The sequence below is a fragment of the Flexibacter flexilis DSM 6793 genome, assembly GCF_900112255.1.
GTDB classification, from domain to species: domain Bacteria; phylum Bacteroidota; class Bacteroidia; order Cytophagales; family Flexibacteraceae; genus Flexibacter; species Flexibacter flexilis.
This window is the reverse complement of the sequence record NZ_FOLE01000014.1, coordinates 16,990-37,727: the sequence shown is the minus strand read 5'-3', so window position 1 is coordinate 37,727 and position 20,738 is coordinate 16,990. Positions and strand designations below refer to the sequence as shown.

13 protein-coding genes and 1 tRNA gene are annotated in these 20,738 nt (G+C 44.0%); 8 read left to right on the top strand and 6 right to left on the bottom strand.

Annotation, left to right across the window (positions count from 1 at the left end; genetic code table 11):
• Nucleotides 1–163 precede the first annotated feature (163 nt).
• From BM090_RS17035 to BM090_RS17025, 3 genes are all read left to right on the top strand, one after another.
• On the top strand, nt 164–2,341 hold the full coding sequence (locus tag BM090_RS17035) for a T9SS type A sorting domain-containing protein (protein WP_143084025.1): 2,178 nt from the start codon (nt 164–166) through the stop codon (nt 2,339–2,341).
• Nucleotides 2,342–2,623: 282 nt separating this feature from the next.
• Nucleotides 2,624–5,167: a T9SS type A sorting domain-containing protein gene (locus BM090_RS17030; RefSeq protein WP_091516492.1), complete on the top strand. Its 2,544-nt coding sequence runs from the start codon at nt 2,624–2,626 to the stop codon at nt 5,165–5,167.
• 63 nt (nt 5,168–5,230) lie between these two features.
• Entirely contained in the window at nt 5,231–7,042 is a 1,812-nt protein-coding gene (locus tag BM090_RS17025) for a T9SS type A sorting domain-containing protein (RefSeq protein ID WP_091516488.1), read from the top strand.
• Nucleotides 7,043–7,112: 70 nt separating this feature from the next.
• Here the strand turns inward: BM090_RS17025 and BM090_RS17020 are convergent, their stop codons facing one another.
• From BM090_RS17020 to BM090_RS17010, 3 genes are all read right to left on the bottom strand, one after another.
• Entirely contained in the window at nt 7,113–10,544 is a 3,432-nt protein-coding gene (locus BM090_RS17020; RefSeq protein WP_091516484.1) for a methylmalonyl-CoA mutase family protein, read from the bottom strand.
• 189 nt (nt 10,545–10,733) lie between these two features.
• Nucleotides 10,734–14,648: a beta strand repeat-containing protein gene (locus tag BM090_RS17015; RefSeq protein WP_143084024.1), complete on the bottom strand. Its 3,915-nt coding sequence runs from the start codon at nt 14,646–14,648 to the stop codon at nt 10,734–10,736.
• 126 nt (nt 14,649–14,774) lie between these two features.
• A complete protein-coding gene (locus tag BM090_RS17010) occupies nt 14,775–15,614 on the bottom strand; it encodes a bifunctional transcriptional activator/DNA repair enzyme AdaA (RefSeq protein WP_091516477.1) in 840 nt (279 codons plus the stop codon).
• 29 nt (nt 15,615–15,643) lie between these two features.
• Here BM090_RS17010 and BM090_RS17005 point away from each other — a divergent pair, with 29 nt between their 5' ends.
• Both BM090_RS17005 and BM090_RS17000 read left to right on the top strand, forming a co-directional pair.
• On the top strand, nt 15,644–15,832 hold the full coding sequence (locus tag BM090_RS17005) for a hypothetical protein (protein WP_143084023.1): 189 nt from the start codon (nt 15,644–15,646) through the stop codon (nt 15,830–15,832).
• Between the two features lie 202 nt (nt 15,833–16,034).
• Complete coding sequence (locus BM090_RS17000; protein ID WP_091516472.1) at nt 16,035–17,246, top strand: THUMP-like domain-containing protein; 1,212 nt, start codon at nt 16,035–16,037, stop codon at nt 17,244–17,246.
• Here BM090_RS17000 and BM090_RS16995 read toward each other — a convergent pair.
• The 3 genes from BM090_RS16995 to BM090_RS16985 form a co-directional block, all read right to left on the bottom strand.
• Nucleotides 17,243–17,758 (bottom strand): 3-hydroxyanthranilate 3,4-dioxygenase, encoded by a 516-nt coding sequence (locus BM090_RS16995; protein ID WP_091516470.1) that lies wholly within the window; start codon nt 17,756–17,758, stop codon nt 17,243–17,245. The genes BM090_RS17000 and BM090_RS16995 overlap by 4 nt on opposite strands.
• A gap of 265 nt (nt 17,759–18,023) precedes the next feature.
• Entirely contained in the window at nt 18,024–19,394 is a 1,371-nt protein-coding gene (locus tag BM090_RS16990; RefSeq protein WP_091516467.1) for a cystathionine beta-synthase, read from the bottom strand.
• A 158-nt stretch (nt 19,395–19,552) separates the two neighbouring features.
• Entirely contained in the window at nt 19,553–20,026 is a 474-nt protein-coding gene (locus BM090_RS16985) for a helix-turn-helix domain-containing protein (RefSeq protein WP_091516464.1), read from the bottom strand.
• 182 nt (nt 20,027–20,208) lie between these two features.
• Between BM090_RS16985 and BM090_RS16980 the strand changes: the two genes are divergently transcribed.
• From BM090_RS16980 to BM090_RS18530, 3 genes are all read left to right on the top strand, one after another.
• The gene (locus BM090_RS16980; protein WP_091516461.1) at nt 20,209–20,418 is read left to right on the top strand and encodes a hypothetical protein; all 210 of its coding nucleotides are present in this window, start codon (nt 20,209–20,211) and stop codon (nt 20,416–20,418) included.
• 4 nt (nt 20,419–20,422) lie between these two features.
• Nucleotides 20,423–20,495, top strand: a tRNA-Met gene (locus BM090_RS16975).
• Nucleotides 20,496–20,540: 45 nt separating this feature from the next.
• Nucleotides 20,541–20,687, top strand: a complete 147-nt coding sequence (locus tag BM090_RS18530; RefSeq protein ID WP_177199996.1) for a hypothetical protein — start codon at nt 20,541–20,543, stop codon at nt 20,685–20,687.
• Nucleotides 20,688–20,738: the final 51 nt, after the last annotated feature.

Sequence of the window (20,738 nt, the reverse complement as noted above, 5' to 3'; positions counted from 1 at the left end):
GTAATTTAGCAAAAACACAATGCTTTATAACATTGTTTGTTTATATTTTAGCAAATTTTGTCAGCGTATTGCATTTGACGCTGCTATTTCTTAATATTGAAAAGACATTCGTCTTGTTTAAATCTAAAAACATTCTTGCCTTACTCTACCTACTTTCGTTCCGATGAACTATAAACTACTTTGTGGGCTTTTCTCTCTATTATTTTTGGCGCAAACTGCACAATCTCAAAGTATTAGCATCCAAAATCTTAACACCAAACAAAGCTATCAGGCAAGCGAAAAAGTTGTTATTTGTCCCAATCAGGCACTTTCTTTGCAATGCCTTAGCTCCGAAACATTCTATTCGCCTCATTGGCAAATCAAAGGCCTTACTGCTCAACAATTTGAGTTGCGCAAAGACGCTGGCGGCAATACGTTACTGACCTTTGCAAATATTGCTTCCGAAAAGAATTACATCGCTATTTCCATTGTTTTTTCTGCCCAAAAAGCCACAGGACAAAGCGTTACTATTTCCCGAAAGTGCATTGTTTTGGGAGAATGTGCGGTAAAAGAGGCACTCGTGTTGGGCAGCCCCGACACATCCAATACGGTTTACTGGAATGCTTTTCCCAAAAACGAAAACCAAAAATATTGGGTGGCGGGCAATCTCGAATTGCGGAGCACGGACAGCATACAGCCGCGTTTTGACATCATCGGCCAACAGCTTTATTTCAATCCTTTTCGCATCAGTGTAGGCACAAATGGCAAGCCGATACGCCTGAATATCAAGCAGTCTATATTTGGAGCAACTGCCAGCCGACAAGCGTGGGACGGGCTTTTTCTTTCAGGAAAAACGCAATTGCGCATACACGAAAGTTTGTTTGCCGACAGCCGAGAAGGGATTGTTTGTAACAACTACGGCAAAGACACGGCAAGCCAAATAACCAAATGTGTTTTTGCCAATAACAATACAAGTGTGCAAGTGCTCAATGCGCCTGCGCTGATTACGCACACGGATTTTGTGGCAAGGCCATCCCAGATGCCCCGCATAGCGCAAAACAGCCCCAAAACACAATATGCACATTGTTTTGTACGCAGCACGCAGCCTTTTGTGGGATTTTATCAAAACACATTTGATGGGGCAATGTACGGCCTCGACCTACAAAACACTTACGGGCAAGTGCGCATCGGCGAGCCGAACAAGGGCGGCAATATTTTCAAAAATATTTTTGTGGCAGGAATTTATAGCTCCAATCCCGACTACGGCCTTGCCGCCAACACGCTCCAACTCTACGAATGCCAATTTTTTTATGCACCCGACTCGCGTTCCACACAAATACAAAAAGCCAAACAAGACCGACAAATTGACTCTGCCGCAAGCTATGGCCTGTATTGCCAAGGCAACACCCAAATAGATTGGGCGGGCGCAGGGCATAATCTTTTCCAAAGCCCTAACGCGGATTGCCATGAGCAGGAGCACATCGGCGTTTATGCGGAAGGTTGCCCCCAAGTGAATATAGACGAGCTTAACCAGTTTGTGCATTTGAGTACTGCCGTGCAGCTATGGGGCGATGGCCAACGTTATACGCTCAGTACCAATACGTTCATTGAATGTAAAACGGGCATTCATTTGCGAAGAAGCTCAAAAGATTTTCTTATCTTTAGGTTTGGTTGCAATGCTTTTGTCAAAAATTGGGAAACGCCTTACCGCTATACCGCCGCTTTGTTGGAAGGCAATTCTCCGATTGTACGCAATATGCACGGTTCTATCAATGAGTTGGGCGGTTGCTCATTCGGGTTTAGCAATTCGGGCGACTCGCCACTGGGCAATTTGGTACTGACGGATGTGCGAGAAACCAAGCTACCTTTAGACAAAAGAAATGCTCCTAACGACTTTATTTTTATTAATAATCAACGAAAATACCTAAACGACATCATGCCGCTGACCTATAATACATTGGCCATTGAGCCACTCCGAACCCAGCAAATCCCGTCCATCAACACAGATATTATACTATGTACCAGCGTCTTATACCATGAAGACGCCATGTGCTTTGGCCATACAGCATTTGCCGCGCCATCGCACCCAACTACTTTGCAAAATAGCCCGAACCCTGCCACCAGCAGCACCCTCATGAGCTATGAGCTATCGGAAAGCCTCACGCCAGAAGCACTTGCCCAAAACCCTGTGCGCCTACAAATACGCGACGTAACAGGCAAACTCTGGTACGAGCAAAGCCTTTCAGAAAGCAATGGCAGCTTGGAACTTAACACTGCTCATTGGCCTTCGGGTATTTATTTGGGTAGCCTACAGCACAACGGCAAAGTGCTGGCCAAACACAAAATCGCCATTCAACAATAATAATGTTTTACCTTGCCATTAACAAGATACGATTTCAAAAAATAATCATATTTTATACTATACATTTAAATATATTTTACAGCAAATAACACAAAAAAACAAATAAAATTTACAAAAAAACATAAAATTGTTTCATATAAAACATTAAAACATAATATTATTCAATAACATTGCAAAGGCTTTGCATTTGTAATATTTTCCAATTAGAATTGACCAAATTTTACATCTAACACACTTAGATAGTATATTCAATTTCATTTTAAACTAAAAATTAAAAAACCAATGAAAAAACAAATTGACTTTGCGTCAAGTGGGAAAGGTACGCCTTTACCCGAAAAACTTTTCATGACCTTGCGTGCACTGAAAAGATTTAGTACCAAATTAACGGCTGTTGCTGCTGTAGTATGCGGAATGAGTGCAACAACCGCTCAGGCTCAAACGGACATTGTTTGTAACGGAGGATTTGAAGTATTTGGCAACTCTAATACTGTTTGTACAACTGTTTTAAGCACAGAGTCTGTTATAGACTTAAGTAACTGCTGGTACAGTGACAATTTTAGTCCTGATTATTTTATTGATTGTGATGGCAATGGAAATGTTGATAATACTTACAATCCATGGACTATTCCCAATAAACCAACAACCAGTAATGGGAATAGACGATACATGGGCATAGGCACATGTTTTAATGCGTCTGCCGCTGGCCTCTCTGGTACCACTTGGCTTGAATATACAGCCCAAAATCTATCTTCTAACTTAGAAGCAGGTGTTCAGTATCACGTTTCTTTCAGAATAAGAAGAGCTCAATGGGTGAACAGCAGTAGTACCTTTGCTCAAAGAATAGGATTAGCACTCATGCCTACCAACCAAGAACCTGCTCCTACGACTACACCTATAGTGTCATTGGCTGTTACTAACCAGACTTCTAGTACAGAATGGCTAACAGTCGAAGGACTGTATACTGCTACTGGAACAGAAGGCGGAGCTAATAATCCCCCTAAAATTGTTATAGGACAGTTTGGTGCTGGTGATAATAACTCTTATTTTTTTATAGATGATGTGCATTTCGTACGGAAGCCAAGTGATGTTTGCAACATTGTTTGTAACGGAGGATTTGAAGTATTTGGCAACTCTAATACTATTTGTACCAGTATTTTAGGCACAGAGTCTGTTATAGACTTAAGTAACTGCTGGTACAGTGACAATTTTAGTCCTGATTATTTTATTGATTGTGATGGCAATGGAAATGTTGATAATACTTACAATCCATGGGCTATTCTAAATAAACCTACAACTAGTACTGGAAATAGAAGATATATAGGTATAGGCACATGTTTTAATGCGTCTGCCGCTGGCCTCTCTACCACTCCTGGTACCACTTGGCTTGAATACTCAGCCCAAAATCTATCTTCTAACTTAGAAGCAGGCGTTCAGTATCACGTTTCTTTCAGAATAAGAAGAGCTCAATGGGTGAACAGCAGTAGTACCTTTGCTCAAAGAATAGGATTAGCACTCATGCCTACCAACCAAGAACCTGCTCCTACGACTACACCTATAGTGTCATTGGCTGTTACTAAACAGACTACTACTACAGAATGGCTAACAGTTGAAGGACTGTATACTGCTACTGGAACAGAAGGCGGAGCTAATAATCCCCCTAAAATTGTTATAGGACAGTTTGGTGCTGGTGATAATAACTCTTATTTTTTTATAGATGATGTAAGTATAAACAAACAAACAGTTACTTGGAACATCGTGGCCAATGTTACTACTTCTGGGGGGAACGCCTATACTTGCCCTGGTCAATCTATTACATATTCAGTAAGCAATTCCGACGCTCCAAATGATAATAATTGGCAGTGGTATAAAGGTGCAAACCCAATACAAGGGGCTACACAGAATACACTTACAGTAACGCCATCTTTATCTGATATAGTACAAAATGTATCTTATCAAGTCAGAAGAGTATGCGAGCTAAGCAATAAGCTACAACTTAAGTTTCCTTCCGAAACCATCGATAAATACATCTGTACACCAGGAACTTCCATATCATTAAGTGAATTACCATGCTCAGCAAGTGCGCTTGAAGTAACATCACCTTCTGTTACATGGACATTCAACGGTACTAGCCAACCAAGTTATAATAATCTTTTGGCCATTAATGTTACAGCACCTGGCACTTATATACGTAAGTGGATTGTACAGGGAGTAACAATAGTTACCACCTTTAATGTTAAATATCAAATTAAACTCTCTTCCACTCCCCTTTGTAGTGGAGGAACAGCAACTCTTACAGTAAGTGGTTTGAGTGGTTATTCAATAGAAAAAGTGCTTAGTTGGAAACGTAATGGGGCTGAAATTATGTTTGCAGATGAAGTTCCTATTAGTTATACAACTAATTTAACAGGAACTTATACCGTTACTGTACAAATAGCTAGGGGATGTATTGCAACTATTAGTTATAATTTAACGGTTAGTAATGATCCTATCTGTCCAGTGGAACCTATTGGCCCTGGTGGCCCTGGTGAACCACGAATAGGTTCTGGCTCTGGCCAAACTATTTTGCAAAATAGCCCGAACCCTGCCACCAGCAGCACCCTCATGAGCTATGAGCTATCAGAAAGCCTCACGCCAGAAGCACTTGCCCAAAACCCTGTGCGCCTACAAATACGCGACGTAACAGGCAAACTCTGGTACGAGCAAAGCCTTTCGGAAAGCAATGGCAGCTTGGAACTTAACACTGCTCATTGGCCTTCGGGTATTTATTTGGGTAGCCTACAGCACAACGGCAAAGTGCTGGCCAAACACAAAATCGCCATTCAATAATAATATTTTACCTTGCCTTGCCTTCCTTGCCACAAGCGAGGAAGGCTTTTCCTTTTCTACCCCATGCAAAAATGCCTTCTCACCTCCCTGCTCCTACTCTTGGGCTACTTACTACCCGCCCAAAACATCGAATGGGTAAAACCCATCAAAAAGAAATATCTACAGTCAGCAATATGTATTGCTCCTACTCAAAATAAAGGATTTTGGATCGGTGGTGATCATGACGACAATCGTACTTTCTTGGCTGCAGTCGATAGCCTTGGCGATACGCTCTGGACGAAAAGCTACCGAAATCTCCACCCCAAAGGATACATCAAAAATATTTTTCCTGCTCCTGCTGGACAATATTTAGTAGGAGCTACTTTGAGTAATTATTCTGTAGGAGCAAGTACTTATAGTTCCGCCACTCCCTTCTTATGGTATGTGGACTATACGGGCGAAATCATTTGGGAAAGCAATAACCTCTTAGATACTTGTGGACATGTTTCTATTAATGATGCTATCATCCTTAATAATGGCAATATCATCATGGTGGGGCAGTTTACCGTTTTAAATGCTTTTACTTGTTCTTCTTCTAAGGTTTCTTTTGCCGTTTGTGTGAACCCTGATGGTCTCAAACTTTGGGCGAAGCAATACCCACAAAGCGGAGCTACAAACTACATCACGCAAGTACTACAACTCCCCAACGGACATTTGTTCTGCTCCGGTGCCGAATCTGGACACGGACTCATGGGACTCGAAATCGACCAAAGCACGGGCAATCTCATACAAACACGCAACCTTTTGCCGCCTGCACTCGCTGCCATCAATGCCAATTTCTATTATGCCTACCTCAACCAAATGACCGACGGAAGTCTTATGCTCTCCGGAAGCTATTATACCAATAGCGGAACGGGTGGCTCTTATCTGGCGCACCTTAGTCCTAACTTTGAATTTTTGTGGGAGAAATTGGGCAATATTGGAGCCAATAAGCATACCATCGAAATGCAAAACCAAAAAGTTTTGGTAGAAAATGCCATTGTTACTTCAGGACAAAGACTCAATTTACACTTACTCGACATTGCCACAGGGGACACCTCTTGGACGGTAACTTTAGGACAAGCTTGCATTCCTAATACACAACAAACAGCCTGTCTTGTTGGCAACTTTTTTAATATGAATGGGGGGGCCTATTTTGATGGGCAAGGAAGTGTCTATATTGCAGGAGATAATACAAATATAGTAGCAGAAGACACCTTATACCCTAATGGCTACGGCCAAAATTTCTATATCGCCAAGATTAGTGGCGTAGGCAATCCTGTTACTAACTTCTGCCAGAATCCGCCACAGGCCAGTTTCGGTGCGGCCTTCGGCAACGATACCCTGCTGCTACAAAGCACCTCTATTTCAAATATCACTTATTACGACTCGCTCGGTTACGCTTGGTACGCGGGTGGCACTTACATCGGTTCCGATTCGCTGCTCAGTTATCAGGTTACTGCCGCCAACTACCCCAACGGCTTGCCCATCAAACTTGTCATTACTAACCACTGGGGCTGCAAAGATTCTACACAGGCCATCCTTCACCCAGACGGTACCATCACTGGCAACAAACCCAATTCTAACCGCCAAAGCACCACGATTAGCAACATTTACCCCAATCCTGCCGCGCAGTCCGTGCGACTGGATTACAGCTTGCCAAGCACTTGCCAAGACGCAAACCTAAAAATCTACGAACTCGGAACTGGCCGAATCCTATTGCAAAAACGGCTGTCCGTACTCGAACGCGCCACAAGAGTCGATGTATCAGGCCTTCCACAAGGACTTTACGGTTGCCAACTCTACGCCGACGGCATGCCCGCCCCAAAAGTTCAGAAACTTTCGGTGGTCAGGTAATAAAAAAACCTGTAAGGCTCTAAGAGCCTTACAGGTTAAGATATACACTGCCGTGCAATACGTGTTACCGTTACATATTACGACGATATTGGCCGCCCACCTCGTACAAGGCTTTCGAGATTTGGCCAAGTGTACACACTTTGCCCGCCTCAATGAGACTCTCAAAAATATTGCCGTTTTCGATGGCCGTTTCTTGCAAATGGCGCAAACGTTCTACGCTAATGGCTTCATTGCGTTTTTGGTACGAATCGCGCGAGGCAATCGCAAATTCTTTCTCTTCGGTCGTCGAACGAATTACTTCTTTCGGTACGATAGTCGGCGAGCCGTTCGGGTCGAGGAAAGTATTTACCCCAATAATCGGCAAGCTGCCATCGTGTTTGAGCGTCTCGTAATAAAGACTTTCTTCTTGAATTTTGCTGCGTTGGTACATGCGTTCCATCGCACCCAACACGCCGCCACGTTCGGAAATAGCCTTAAATTCAGCCAAAACAGCCTCTTCCACCAAGTCGGTAAGCTCCTCAATCACGAAGCTGCCTTGTATCGGGTTTTCGTTTTTGGCCAAGCCCAATTCTTTGTTAATAATCAACTGAATAGCCATTGCACGGCGCACGCTTTCTTCGGTCGGGGTCGTGATGGCCTCGTCGTAAGCGTTGGTATGCAGTGAGTTACAGTTGTCATAAATCGCATACAAGGCTTGTAGCGTAGTGCGAATGTCGTTGAAGGCGATTTCTTGGGCGTGCAAACTGCGGCCTGAAGTCTGGATATGATATTTGAGTTTTTGGGAACGGTCGTTGCCTTTGTATTTGTGTTTGATGGCCTTCGCCCAAATACGACGCGCCACACGACCAATAACCGAATATTCGGGGTCAGTGCCGTTGGAGAAGAAAAACGAGAAGTTCGGCGCAAAATCGTCGATATTCATGCCGCGCGACAAATAATATTCCACAAACGTAAAGCCGTTGGCCAACGTAAAGGCCAATTGTGAAATAGGATTTGCACCTGCTTCGGCAATGTGGTAACCCGAAATAGACACCGAATAGAAATTGCGGATATTTTTATCAATAAAATATTGCTGAATATCGCCCATCATGCGCAAGGCAAATTCGGTGCTAAAAATACACGTGTTTTGCGCTTGGTCTTCTTTCAGGATGTCGGCTTGTACCGTACCGCGCACCACCGAAAGCGTTTTTGCTTTGATTTGCGCGTACACGTCGGCTGGCAATACCTCATCTCCCGTTACACCCAACAGCATTAAACCCAAACCGTCGTTGGTTTCGGGCAAAGTGCCATTGTAAACAGGGCGCGGCAAACCTTTTGCCTTATAAATCGCCTCAATTTTGGCGTTTACTTCCTTCTCCAAACCGTTCTTTTTGATATAAATTTCGCATTGTTGGTCAATGGCGGCGTTCATAAAAAACGATAGCAAAATCGGTGCAGGGCCGTTGATGGTCATCGAAACCGAAGTGCTTGGGTCGGAAAGATTAAAGCCCGAATATAGTTTTTTGGCATCGTCGAGGTTGGCAATACTCACGCCCGAATTACCGATTTTGCCGTAAATGTCGGGGCGGTGGTCAGGGTCTTCGCCGTAGAGTGTTACCGAGTCGAAAGCCGTAGAGAGGCGTTTGGCTGGCATTCCTTGCGACACATAATGGAAACGCTTGTTGGTACGTTCGGGGCCGCCTTCGCCCGCAAACATACGCGCTGGGTCTTCGCCTTCGCGTTTGAGCGGGAACACACCCGCCGCATACGGGAATTTGCCTGGGACGTTTTCGGTAAATCTCCAACGCAAAATATCGCCCCAATCGTTGTATTTTGGTAAAGAAACTTTCGGGATACGTGTGTGCGAAAGCGAGGTCGTGTAAAGGTCTTGCTCAAAGGATTTGTCGCGCACCTGATACACGTATTTATCAGCTTTGTATTTGCTTACCAAATATTTCCAGTTCTGAATTACCATGCGGCATTCACCCGCCAACTCGTTGTTGGTGCGGTCGTAAACCTTTTGTAAATCAGCTACTAAAGTTTGGTAATGCTGTACCATTTCTTTGTTGTCTTTGTTGCGCTCGATTTCGGCGTTGAGGTGTTCGAGCGTCCCGTTAAGCTGATACAAACGGCTGGCAATGGCCGACTGTTCGTTTACATAATCCTTGTACATTTGGTTGTACTCGGCGATTTCGGCCAAATAGCGCACGCGGTCGGGCGGAATCACAAATTTCTGGGCTTGTACGGCTTGCGTCAGCTCGAAAGTAGAACGGAAAACAATACCCGTTTTTTCAGTGATTTTGTCCATGAGGCGGCGATACAATACGTTTGTACCTGCATCGTTGAACTGGCTGGCGATAGTACCATAAATCGGGAGTTGCTCGTCGGTCAAATCCCAAAGATTGTGGTTGCGTTTGTATTGCTTGCGCACGTCGCGAAGGGCATCAAGCGAACCACGTTTATCAAATTTATTGATGGCGATAATGTCCGCAAAATCGAGCATATCAATTTTTTCGAGTTGCGTGGCAGCTCCATATTCGGAAGTCATCACGTACAACGAAGCGTTTGAATGTTCGATAATTTCCGTGTCAGATTGGCCAATGCCTGAGGTTTCGACAATCACCAAATCAAAAGCAGCGGCCTTGCAAATGTCAATAGATTCTTGCACGTATTTGCTCAAAGCCAAATTGGACTGGCGAGTAGCCAACGAACGCATATAAACACGCGGATTGTTGATGCTGTTCATGCGAATACGGTCGCCGAGCAATGCGCCACCCGTTTTGCGTTTGGACGGGTCCACGGAAATAATGGCAATGGTTTTATCTGGAAAATCAATGAGGTAGCGGCGCACCAACTCATCTACGAGCGAGGACTTACCCGCGCCACCCGTACCCGTAATCCCCAACACAGGCACTTTGTTGTTTTCCAACTGTGGCTTAATGAGCGTTTCGAGGTATTGGGCATCTTGGGGGAAATTTTCGGCTATCGAAATAAGACGGCCTATATTTTTGGCTTCTTTTTGTTGTAAAGAAGCAATCATTTCGGGTAAATATTTTTGGTCTTTCGCGGGATTGTAGGTTTCAAAATCGCAGTTTTGAAGTACGTTATTTATCATTCCTTGCAAGCCCATAGAGCGGCCATCGTCGGGGCTATAAATGCGCGTAATCCCGTATGCGTGCAATTCTTCGATTTCTGAAGGCAGGATCGTTCCGCCGCCGCCGCCAAATATTTTTATATGTCCGCAACCTCTTTCGTTGAGCAAATCGTACATGTATTTGAAGTATTCGACGTGGCCGCCCTGATACGAAGTAATCGCAATTCCTTGCACGTCTTCTTGAATGGCACAGTTTACGATTTCGTTTACGGAACGGTTGTGCCCTAAGTGAATCACCTCAGCACCAGTACTTTGCATAATGCGGCGCATGATATTAATGGCAGCATCGTGGCCATCAAATAAGGAAGCCGCCGTAACCAAACGTATGTGGTGTTGGGGTTTGTAAGGGGTATTCTCTGGTGTTATCATGGATTAGAAAGATTTCGTTTTTCGACGAAAGTAACACAATTATTAAAATAGTCAAAATTTAATTCGTTTGCATAAATACCATAAAAACAAGAAAAGTACAATTTCGTATTTTATTTTAAAAACCATAAAAAAACACCTTGCCCAACGAAGGACAAAGCGTTTTTTTTTCTATATCTAAAAATCAGATTATTACTTAATTTGAAGCCAGATAGTACCATTACTTTGTAGTATGACAGAGCTAGCCGCAGCTACTATGGTAGTTCCTCCTCCATTAATTGATGTATAAGAAGAAATACTAATAGCTGATGCCAATTGATTTACAACCGTATATATTCGCCCAGAACAAGTACTGGCAGCAGGCAAAGTAAATGCCCCCGTAGTACCTGTTGCTCTAATTACTGTAAAATCTGTATCAGCAAAAGTATAAGCACCATTTGGAGGCGTTTTGATAGGTAATGCCACAGAACCATTTACAGTCAGCGAAGAAGTTGGCACAATTGTTCCGACACCTACATTGCCGTTCTGGTCGATGGCCATACGCACCGAAGCCACAGCACCGCCATTAGGCACAGTCGAAAACATGAGTCTGGATCCTGCCGTGGTAGCCGAAAAATTTTGTGTGGCTTCTGCATGAATTTGTGATGCCCCTGTTTGCCACACCGAACCTCCATGACCTCTGAAAACCAATGCACCCAATACGTCCCCAGCCTGCGAAGCAGTTGGAGTAGTCTGCGTACCACGTCCGCGACCCAACACTAAGGCCGAATACATATCCGAGGAGGCTGTACCACCAAATGTATGCACATCAATTTCAGAATAATCCCCTTGTCGCTCAATGACCAAAGGCTTGGCAGGAGCATTTGTCCCAATCCCTACATTACCGCCGTTGAATAAAGCCGCGTAGTTATTGATAGCAGTACCACCCACATTAACAACTAATCCTGTATTATTTCCAAGCCAACTACCACTGGAAACTACGTGTAAAGCCACTTTGTTAGCAGATGCCGAAGTAGAAGTACTCAATTGGCTAATCTTAGTAAGCGTATCATTCACCACTTTAATGCCATCATCTAACACTTCCAAACGCACTTTAGGTGCTGCCGTTCCGATGCCTATACGACGACCTTCTGTCAGGCGCATTACTTCATTAAGAGAGCCGTTGTAAGTATAAAAAGCCAATTGGCCATTTCCTGTTTGGGTAGAGCCAGATAACGTAGAAATCATGGCGCGGCGATAAGGGGTACCTGTTCCCGCAGCTAATCCAACAAAATTAATAGCACCCGTATTCGTGCTATAAGTATTCGCATTACCAACCAAATCTAAGGCCACATTCTTAGTATCAGTCCATGCCGTTGCGGCACTTACTGTCAGGGCGCGGTCGGCAGCCATTGGATTGACCAATCCCGTTCCGCCCATGGCAATATGTCCGTTATTAAAGAAAATAGATTTGGAAGCCTGCTCAATGGTTACGGTGCTGCTTAATGTACCGCCCCATTGGATATTTGTTCCTGTTGCCGTTAGGCCATTAGAGGCTGTAACAGCTGCTGGCGTTGCCCAAGTTAATGCGCCTGTACCATCGTTGGTGAGTACACCCGCCGCATTAGCTGAGGGGAAACTGGTACTTACGCCATTCAAAGACACAATGTTACCCGTATTATTCACCTGAAAACCATTACCAATAGTTCCGACAGAAAACAAGGAATTAGGGCCTTTGGTACCAATGCCAACCTTGCCACCCACGAAAGTAGCAGCTACGCCGTTGCTACCAGCTAATCCCACAAAAGAAGTAGCATCTGTAAGGTCTGTTCCCCCAAAGGCAAACAAACCGCCCCAAGTATTACCCCAATCACCAGCCCAACCATACACACCAATATCTGAGGCAGCACCAGCATTCAATCCATTATTTTCATAAGCACCCAAAGCACCCGTAGCCCAGTGGCCAGAACTTAAATCATCAGTGCCTGTTTGGTCGGCTACCCCCATTATAGCGGCACCTTTATCATTGGTACGCGCATATACGTGTAAGGTTGCATAACCCGCACCTAGACCTGCACTATTATCCCAAATTTCTAATCGATGCGGATTGCTTGCCAGTGCCGCAGCACCTTTTCCGATAGACAATGAAGTTCCGATACCCGCATCGCCACTAATTCTAAAATCGGCAGACTGATTAATACCCGATTGATTTACAATCGTATTATCATCTACATAACTATCTACATAACTATCTACATAGGATTTGTTGGCAGCGTCGGCAGGGTCAACAGGGTCTGCAACATTAACAATGTAATTATAATCCATGTCCAAATCCCCAGCAATAATCGCATCTCCATTTACATCTAATGTTGCATTTGGTGCGGTTGTACCAATCCCTACACTGCCATCTGAATCTATTCTTACTCTTTCGGCCATGGCGTTAGAAGCATCTCGCGTAACAAAAGCATGATACCCTCCAAATGAACTGGCGTATTTGCCCATTACATATTCTACGGTTTGCGCCGTTCCTGTATTGTTATTGTTACGAGGAGAAAACTGTAACGTCTGGGTTGGCGCACCACTTCCCATCACGTCCGTATTATACATCATCGTGAAAAAGCCATCACCAATAGATGTATTTTTGGTAAAATAAAAATTATCGGCATTGGTAATGCTCATATCCCCATACACGTGTAGTTTGCTCGTTGGCGTAATAGTACCCACACCGACATTAGTACCATTATCGTAAATATTAGAATTATTAGACAATGTATTGGCAGATGTCCATTTGGGGATATAATTAGTAGAACCACTGGCTACCGACACGTTGCCGCTACCGCCAGCCGTTACCCAACTCATATTGCCCGACGCATCGCTGGAAAGCACTTGGCCAGCCGTTGGCGCGACGTTAGGAAGCCAATAAGTAATATCAGCGGATTGGACTCTCGCTTTAAATGCCGTGTAATTATTGCCTGCCGCCGATGGCTCTGCAAAACGCAGTTCGGAAGCCGTCCCTTCATTGGCCAACAAAACATTGCCGACTACTTGTAGTTTTTGGGTTGGGTTACTTGTGCCGATACCTACACCCGTTCCTGTAAATCTGGTGGATTCTGCGCCATTTAGCGTTACAGCCATTTGACCAGCCGACGGATTAAACAAACCCGTATTAGGGTTAAAATTAAAGGCAAAACCTGGCGTAGAAACAGTACCTGCAATTCCTCTAAACTGCCCCGCCATAGAAGCAATCGCGAAAGTAGAAGCGTTTATTTGAAATAAATCTGTACCTCCTATGTTAAAAATAATATTACCAGGAGAAGAGATTTTATAGCCATTCAAGTTCAAATCTTGTGTAGCCGTGTGGTTACCCAAATTGTCTGCTCCACCGCTTGGCGTTGCCCATTCCATATTACCCGACGCATTGATTCCCAATACTTGCCCAGTAGTTCCTGCCACGCCGCCTACACGCAGTTTGGAAGTAGAAGCGATATTAATATCACCGTTTACGTCCAATTTGTATGCAGGTACCGCTGTGCCAATCCCCAAATTGCCATTAGCCTCTAAAGTCATGTCCGTTGTGCCGCCTGTTTTGAAATAAATAGGCTGGTCTGATTCTGTATCAAAATTCAATACAGAACCCAAGGAAGAAAGGGTATTGGGCGTCATTCTCATATAGACGCCAGACACATAATTGGCAAGCGTAAGCAATGTGTTACCTAACGGCAAAGAACTTGTAGAAATAGTAGCCTCGCCACCCGTACCAATTTGCAAACCTTCGCTCATGCCATTATTAGACAAATAATGCGGCCCAAGCTGAATATTTTGTCCCGCAATATGGTTGCCCAAATTGTCAGCAGGAACGCCCACCGCAGTCCATGCACCCCCGTTCCAATATTCAAACCTCATAAAACTGGTATTATAAATCATCATGCCTTGATCAGCAAGCCCCAAGCTCATGACATTGCGCTCTACCTGCGAGAGGCGCGGCACCAAAAAACCTTTGTCCGTAGCAACTAATTCTAAAGCAGCATGATTATTGGGTGTAGTAGTTCCGATACCTACTTGCGCTTGCGCTTTTCGTGCGAGCATTCCTAACATTAAAACAACGGCGTATCTGTAAATCTTTTTCATAACCCCAAAAGTAGTGTTTGATTACCTTATTAAATACTTTAAATAAGTAAATAATTTTCAAAAAAAATTCAACTACCCAAATTTAAGGCTAATAATTTAATTTAGAAAGAGAACGCTATAAATATGTTAGATTATTCGTGCCGCTTCCCAGCCAATCAGACCAGTTTTGCGCGTAACACCCCACCGATAGCCGCTCATGCCACCGCTACTTTGTATCACCCGATGGCACGGAATCAGGTAAGCTACTGCGTTGCTGCCGATGGCTGTCCCGACGGCACGGGAAGCCGTACTTTGTCCAATTTGTTCGGCAATGCGCTGATACGTGGATAATTTTCCTTCAGGAATTTGCAACAAAGCTTGCCATACTTTCAACTGAAAATCAGTGCCTTTTAGGTGTAATTTGATGGCTGAAAGTGCAGTGTCTTTTGTCCCGAATGCCGCCAATGCCTGCGCGTGCAACGGTTCAGTTTGTTGCTTAAAGGCTGCTTGCGGGAACATGGTTTGCAAATCGGCGAAGGCCTGCGCCTCATCGTCGGCAAAGGCCAAATAACAAATGCCTTTGGGCGTAGAAGCCACCAACGCCGCCCCAAAAAGCGTTTGGCCGAAGCTGTACGAAATAGACAAATGTTGTCCGCCCTGTCGATACTCTTGCGGGGTCATGGCCTCTATGTTCACAAACAAATCGTGTAGCCGTCCCGTACCCGAAAGTCCCGTTTCGTGCGCTACCTCAAAAAGTGTAAGTTCTTTATTACCAATCATTTTCTTGGCATAATCGAGGCTAATGTATTGCAAAAATTTCTTGGGACTCACGCCTGCCCATTCCACAAAAAGCCGTTGGAAATGATGCGGACTCAAATGCACATGCTCGGCGATTTGTTCCAAATCGGGCTGCTGCTTGAAATGTGTTCGGATAAATTCGATGGCCTGCGCAATGCGCTCATATTGAAAGTCTTGTGGCGTATTCATGGATTTATTTTTGGCAAAAATGCAAAATTGTGGCAGCCGCACAACCCGAATCTTGCGCAATTTGGGAGTTAGCCAAAAACATTACCTTTGCGGTGGCTTATTTTTATGGCAAAATTGCAGTAGAGATGCCACGCCTACGGCGTTTTGATATACGCCAAAACCCTCACTACACTACCAATATTTCAACCCTGACGGGTTTTAAAAACATCATTTTATAAAGTATAAAATATAAATATACAATCAATTGAAGAAATAATTCATAGAATCTAAAACACGGATTCGCTGAGCAAATTTTAAAATAGTTCTGCTATAAAATTGCGGTTACAAAGCCTTTAGGCTTAGCATCTTTGTAGTAGAAATAATTGCAGCAAAAAAAACGCCGTAGGCGTGACATCTGCATACTCCTAACACGCAATAACTATGTTACAAGATTGGCAAAATCTATTAAATCCTGATATTGAATTTTTTATCGAAAAAAACAAAACGCTGTCTGCTGCCGCGCTAATGCTCAAAAGCAAAGCCCCGCAAGGTACAGCGATGGCCGACATTGCCGTACAGGTAGCCGCACGCCAAAAAGCCGCCTACAAATTGCCGCAATGGGCAGCCACACCACAAATTATTTATGCGTCGTCTCTTTCGATGGAGCAATGTTCTTCGCAGGCTGCCGCACAATACAAGGCCAGTTTGTCGCAAGGCGCGACGCTACTCGACCTGACGGGCGGAATGGGTGTAGATTGTTTTTATTTGGCACAATCTTTCCAAAAAGCCATACACTTAGAGCAACAACCGCAACTTTCGGCCATTACGGCGCACAATTTCAGGCAGTTGGGCGCGACGCATATCGAATGTGTTTGTACGGATTCTTTGGATTTTCTGGAAAAATACGAAGGCTGCGCCGACCTGATTTATTTAGACCCCGCACGCCGTAACGACCACCAACAAAAAGTATTCAGGCTGGCCGATTGCCAACCCAACGTAGCCGATTTGTTGCCGCTTTTGGCGCAAAAAACGCGGCGTTGGTTGCTCAAACTCTCGCCCATGCTCGACCTGAAAGAAGCCTTAGCGCAACTGCCTCCCGTGCAGGCCGTACATATTGTTACGGTGGATAATGAATGTAAAGAACTTTTATTTTTGATTGATAATCAAGAAAATACGCCTAATGCCGCGCCTCCCATTACGGCAGTTCATTTGCGTAGCAATGGCCAAAACACCGCACAAACTTTTACTTGGACGCAAGAAGCCCAAACGCAATGCACGTTTGCGCCACAGCCTTTGGCCTACCTCTATGAGCCGCACGCAGGACTACTCAAAGCGGGTGCGTTTCGGTGGGTGGCTGCGCATTTTGGCTTACATAAACTCCACCCAGACAGCCACTTATATACGTCTGATTCGCTTGTAGCCGATTTTGCGGGGCGTATTTTTCGGTGCAACGGGCTTTTGCCTTACGATAAAAAATCCATCAAAGCGGCCATTCCGAACTTGAAAGCTAACGTAAGCATTCGGAATTTTCCTGACAGCGTGGCGCAAATCCGAAAAAAAACAGGTCTTACCGACGGCGGCGCGGCCTACGTGATAGGCACGACACTCCAATCGGGAAAACCTGTGTTATTACTTTGTGAAAAAGTCGGTTAGCTGGGGCGTTGCATTACCGTACCGCATTTTTTGCACGTGCAATGTTCCGTATTTTCAAAAAAGCGATTCATAATCGGCGGCAGTTGCGCAACGATGTCCGAAACGTGTGCGTATTCTTCGTAGAGTTTTTCGCCGCAATTTTCGCAATACCACAAAAAGCCATCTTGCTCTTTTTCAGCACGATAACGCTCAATCACAAGCCCAACCGTATTGGCAGGACGGCGCGGCGAATGCGGCACGCGTGGCGGCAACAAGAAAATTTCGCCCTGACGGATAGGAATACTCACGGGGCGGCCATCTTCTATAATTTTCAGTTCGATGTCGCCTTCTATCTGATAAAAAATCTCTTCGCCTTCGTTGTAGTGATAGTCGCGGCGCGAGTTGGGGCCACCGACCACCATCACGATAAAATCTTCGTTGGCTTTATACATTACCTGATTGCCAACGGGTGGGCGCAACAAATGTCTGTTGTCTTCTATCCAGCCAAGCAAGTTGAAAGGGCGTGCTACCATGGTTTAAATCTGTTTTAATCTATTGAAAATCAATACATAACATCGCACAACCAAAAATCATACGACGGCTGCAAGGTAAATCAAAAGTCTTGATATTTAAATGAGATTTTCAGAATTTAAGATAAAGTATTACACGAAAAAATCTAAGTTGTGCGGTTTTACATTAACAAAAGTATAGCGGATAAGGTATTTTGGCCAACATAAAAAGCGCAAGGCTTCCGTGATGGAGGCCTTGCGCTTTTGGTTTATCAGATTTTACTACAAATTATTTGGCAATGGTCGCCAACAAGTCGGCTTGCGTAATGATTTGCACTTGGTTGTTTTCGTCGCGCACCAATAGGGCAGGGTTTTCGCGCGTAATCAACGACGACAACACGTCGATGGTGTTATCCAAGCCCACGAACGTAAAGGGTTTGTCCATTAGCTCGCTTACAGAACTGGTTTTAAGACTTGGGTTTTCGATTAGGCGGCTCAATACTTTGCTGTCCGAAAGGCTACCCACGAAATTTTCGCCATCGGTTACAGGGATTTGCGAAATGCCTTCTTGCGTAAGTTTCTGAATCACAGAAGCAACCGTTGCATTTTTGTCCACTGTTACCAAGCTAGCCGAACCGTTACGCGCCGCCACGATGTCGCGAGCCGTTGCGTATTGGCGTGTTTCCACAAAGCCGTGGTCTTTCATCCAAGAATCATTGTAGATTTTGCCCAAATAGCGTGTGCCGTGGTCTGGAAGAATAATAACCATCACATCGCCTTCTTTGAGGTTTTTGCGAGCATACTCCAACGCGCCATGCACGGCAGAACCACACGACCAACCCACAAACAAGCCTTCTTCTTTCGACAAACGACGCGCCATCAGAGCTGCATCCTTGTCTGTTACTTTTACGAACTCATCTATCAAACTAAAGTCCACGTTTTTAGGCAAAATGTCTTCGCCAATGCCTTCAGTCAGATACGGATAAATTTCGTTTTCGTCAAAAACGCCAGTTTCTTTATATTTCTTAAACACCGAACCGTAAGTGTCAATGCCTACGGTTTTGACGTTCGGGTTTTGTTCTTTCAAAAATTTGGCTGTTCCGCACATGGTGCCACCCGTACCCACGCCGCAAGCGTAATGCGTGATTTTACCTTCGGTTTGTTCCCAAATTTCTGGGCCAGTGGTTTCGTAATGCGCCGCCGTGTTCGAAAGATTATCGTATTGGTTGGGGTAAAAAGAATTAGGGATTTCGGCGTTGAGTTTGCGCGCTACCGAATAGTAAGAGCGAGGGTCGTCGGGGGTAACGTTGGTTGGGCAAACCACAACTTCAGCACCTACGGCACGCAAAATGTCCATTTTCTCTTTGGACTGCTTGTCGGCCATCGTGAAAATACATTTGTAGCCTTTGGCAGTTGCCGCTAAGGCCAAGCCCATGCCCGTATTGCCCGAAGTACCTTCGATAATCGTACCACCTTTGCTGAGAATGCCTGCTTTTTCGGCATCTTCAATCATTTTGATGGCCATACGGTCTTTTACCGAGTTACCAGGGTTGAAATATTCTACTTTGGCAAGCACCGTGCCTTTAATGCCGTCTGTTACTTTGTTGAGTTTGACTAATGGCGTATTGCCAATCGTTTCGATGATTGAATTGTAATACATTTTTATCTTTGTTAAGAGGCAAACAAAATTGTCCTTACCGAAAAACAATGTCTTTGTTTTCAGGCCACAAACAAATATTATTTGCAATTGGTTGATATTCAAGCCTCTGTATTGCGTATAGCTAATACTTAGCAAGTAAAGATAGCAAGCAAATTTTTTTATGAGTTATTTCTCACCAAAATAAATTGCAAACCATGAGGCACTTTACTTACCGAATACTTTCCCATGAGCTGCTCTATCTGCTTGTCCTTAGACTCAATTTGATGGTCTTTTGCTTCTAATGCTTTACGTAAGAAGGTTATTTCCTGCATGAATATCTGAGCCTGCTCGGTTAGCTTTTCATTTATAGCCCTCAACTCCTCCAATAATTGATTTTTGGGAGATTCATATATTTTTTCTGTAACTTCTGTAATCTCTGTGATTTCTTGATTGTCTCCCTGCAAATAATCAAGACTTACACCAAAATATTGGCTTAACAGGATAAGTTTTTCCAGTGTAGGGTTTGCACGACCAGATTCATATTCTGATATTGCGGAGGTAGAGACACCTAAATAAGCGGCAACATCTTTTTGTTTTGCCCTCTTTTTTGCCCTTAACTCACTGATTCTATGTGAAATATTAGCTTTTCCCATAATTTATGTAAAAAGTTTAATGTAAAAACTTGTTTTTTATAAGTAATACTGTAATCTTTGTAAACGAAAACGATACAAACACGTAACCGTTACGCAAATATAAGTTATTTAGTAACAAATACAGTGCCAAATCGAAAAAATACATTTATTCTGAGTGTTTTACATTAAACAAAAAGTGTGTTATGCCATTAACTTTAACAGATATAAAATCGAAGTATCAAACGCTTTCGCCTAAAGGCAAAGAGTTATTTATAAAAGCGTTTAATAAAGAGTTTGGATATGTTACATCTGCGTCATTTCGCCAAAAACTAAATGGCAGGTCGGAGTTTGTTGTTGTTGAAGCAAACTATATAGAAGATAATATTCACCTGTACGAGAATATAAAAAAATAATTCAAGCGTGGTAGAGCAGTTGGCAGCTCGTTGGGCTCATAACCCAAAGGTCGCGGGTTCGAGTCCCGCCCATGCAACAAAGAAAGCCCATGAGGGACAATTAATGTTTTGAACGGAACTGCATGGCAGGAACAACATACCCAACAGAGAGGTCTAAGACGCTAACGTTCAAAAGTATGCCTGCACCAAGCGGTAAAAGTCCGCACTTTCTTTACCATTACCCGAAGACGGTGGTCGGTAGTGCCACCAACGGAAACCGTATAGCTTAAAAAGTATGGCTTAGAGCGTACAGCAATGTAAGATGCAGGTTCGATTCCTGC